Origin of the sequence: Pseudoalteromonas sp. SR45-5, assembly GCF_014163565.1 — a bacterium.
Taxonomy (GTDB): domain Bacteria; phylum Pseudomonadota; class Gammaproteobacteria; order Enterobacterales; family Alteromonadaceae; genus Pseudoalteromonas; species Pseudoalteromonas distincta.
The window spans coordinates 1-2,465 of sequence record NZ_JACJDN010000590.1 but is presented as its reverse complement, the minus strand read 5'-3'; the positions used below and the strand labels follow the sequence as shown (position 1 = coordinate 2,465).

Sequence of the window (2,465 nt, the reverse complement as noted above, 5' to 3'; positions counted from 1 at the left end):
ATGCTTAGCACGAGCAATCTATCGGATTACTTTTGCATCCCAATGAGGAAAGTGTTTACGAACCAACGCATTAAACTCAACTTCAAAAACAGAGTGTTGGCTTTGCGATTTATTCGTTTTAGCATCCAGAGGCTTACGTATCATCCCAGCACCAACAGTTACGTTAGTTAAGCGATCAATAATAATAAACGCTCCTGTGTGCTTATTAGTATCATAAGCATCAAATTGTACAGGTGCTGTTAAAGCAAATTGACAGTTACCAATCTCATTTAAGTTTAGCTGCGACGCTTCTTTTTGCTCTAGCGTATTCACGTCAACTTTATAGTTAACAGCTTCTACGTGGCCAAAAACAGACTTACTGCCAACTTTTATTTCATACTCACGGTCAACTTGTAATGCCTCTTCAGTCATCCAAACCACATCAGCTTCTAAATTAGCAGATGAATGAGGTTTTTGATGAGGGCGCACTAGCATATCGCCACGACTAACATCAATCTCATCTTCAAGCGTTAATGTAATAGCCATACCCGCAGAAGCTTTTTCAAGGTTGCCATCAAAAGTAACTATTGATTTAACTTTACTTTCTTTACCTGAAGGTAATGACGCAACAGTATCCCCCACTCTAATATCGCCAGCAGCTATAGTGCCGCTAAAGCCACGAAAATCTAAATTAGGGCGGTTAACATATTGTACTTGCAGTCTAAATTCATCATTTTTAGCATGCGTCACTGAAACCGTGTTTAAAAGCTTCATTAGCGTAGAGCCAGGATACCAAGACATCGCTTCACTTTCATTTACTACGTTATCACCACGCAGTGCCGAAATTGGTACAAAACGTATATCATCAAAAGATAGTTTTTCAGCAAACTCTCGGTAATCTTTTTTAATGTTTTGATAAATAGATTGCTCGTAACCAACTGCATCCATTTTATTAATAGCAATAACTACATTTTTAATTCCTAACAAAGAACAAATATAGCTATGGCGACGTGTTTGAACTTGCACACCATGGCGAGCATCAATCAAAATAATTGCTAAATCACATGTTGAAGCGCCCGTTGCCATATTACGAGTATATTGCTCATGCCCTGGCGTATCGGCAATAATAAATTTACGTTGATCCGTTGCAAAGTATCGATATGCAACATCTATTGTAATACCTTGCTCACGCTCCGACTGAAGGCCATCAACTAAAAGCGCTAAGTCAAAATCGTTGTCTGTAGTGTTAAAGCGTTTTGAATCTTTTTCGATAGCAGCCATCTGATCTTCAAAGATCATTTTGCTGTCGTAAAGTAAGCGGCCTATTAACGTTGATTTACCATCATCTACACTGCCGCAGGTTAAAATACGCAGCATATCTTTGTTTTCGTGTACTTTTAAATAAGCTTCAATATCGGTTGCAAGTAAGTTTGTATCTTGTGACATAATTTTCTCTGAAATTTGGTTCGTAATAGGTTAATAACAAGTAGTTATTTATAATTTAGTAATAACTTGTCTCTTAAAGCTTCTAACGTATGGTTAGAAATAACCTTCCATTTTTTTCTTTTCCATAGAACCAGCTGAATCGTTATCGATTACTCTGCCTTGGCGCTCTGACGTAGTACAAAGCAGCATTTCTTGGATAATTTCAGGTAATGTTTGAGCCACAGACTCAACAGCACCAGTTAATGGATAACAACCCAATGTTCTAAAGCGAACCATTTTTTGCTGAACTTCTTCGCCTTTTTCAAGCTCCATTCGTTCATCATCAACCATAATTAATGTGCCATCACGCTCAACAACAGGACGCTCTTGTGCAAAATATAATGACGGAATTTCAATACCTTCAAGGTAAATATATTGCCAAATATCTAACTCAGTCCAATTGCTAAGTGGGAATACGCGAATGCTTTCACCTTTATCGACTTTGCTGTTATAAACATTCCAAAGTTCTGGGCGTTGGTTTTTAGGATCCCAACGATGGTTTTTATCACGGAATGAATAAACACGCTCTTTAGCACGAGATTTTTCTTCATCGCGACGAGCACCACCAAATGCAGCATCAAAACCATTCATATCAAGGGCTTGCTTTAAACCTTGAGTTTTCATAATGTCAGTATGTTTAGCACTACCATGAACAAATGGGCTAATCCCCATTTCTAAACCTTCAGGATTTTTATGAACGATTAAATCGAAACCATGCTTTTCAGCCATTTGATCTCTAAACTGAATCATTTCTTTAAATTTCCAGTTTGTATCTACGTGCATTAACGGAAAAGGTATTTTACCTGGATAAAAAGCTTTACGTGCTAAATGTAGTAATACCGAAGAGTCTTTACCAACAGAGTAAAGCATTACTGGATTATCAAATTCTGCGGCTACTTCACGCATTATATGAATTGATTCGGCTTCGAGGGCCTTAAGGTGAGTTAACTTTTCTTCATTCATAACGTTTGTTTATATCCTAAATTATCAAAATCCATCCA

At 37.5% G+C, this 2,465-nt stretch carries 2 protein-coding genes; both read right to left on the bottom strand.

Going from position 1 to position 2,465, the window contains the following annotated elements; genetic code table 11:
* Positions 1-18: 18 nt before the first annotated feature.
* The gene (gene cysN, locus H5072_RS16850; RefSeq protein ID WP_182694194.1) at positions 19-1,425 is read right to left on the bottom strand and encodes a sulfate adenylyltransferase subunit CysN; all 1,407 of its coding nucleotides are present in this window, start codon (positions 1,423-1,425) and stop codon (positions 19-21) included.
* Between the two features lie 93 nt (positions 1,426-1,518).
* Positions 1,519-2,427 (bottom strand): sulfate adenylyltransferase subunit CysD, encoded by a 909-nt coding sequence (cysD, locus tag H5072_RS16845; RefSeq protein ID WP_002963147.1) that lies wholly within the window; start codon positions 2,425-2,427, stop codon positions 1,519-1,521.
* Positions 2,428-2,465 lie beyond the last annotated feature (38 nt).

Excerpts from the sequence above, each read along its gene's own strand:
- cysN (WP_182694194.1), bottom strand. The coding sequence starts at position 1,425 with ATGTCACAAGATACAAACTTACTTGCAACCGATATTGAAGCTTATTTA.
- cysD (WP_002963147.1), bottom strand. The coding sequence starts at position 2,427 with ATGAATGAAGAAAAGTTAACTCACCTTAAGGCCCTCGAAGCCGAATCA.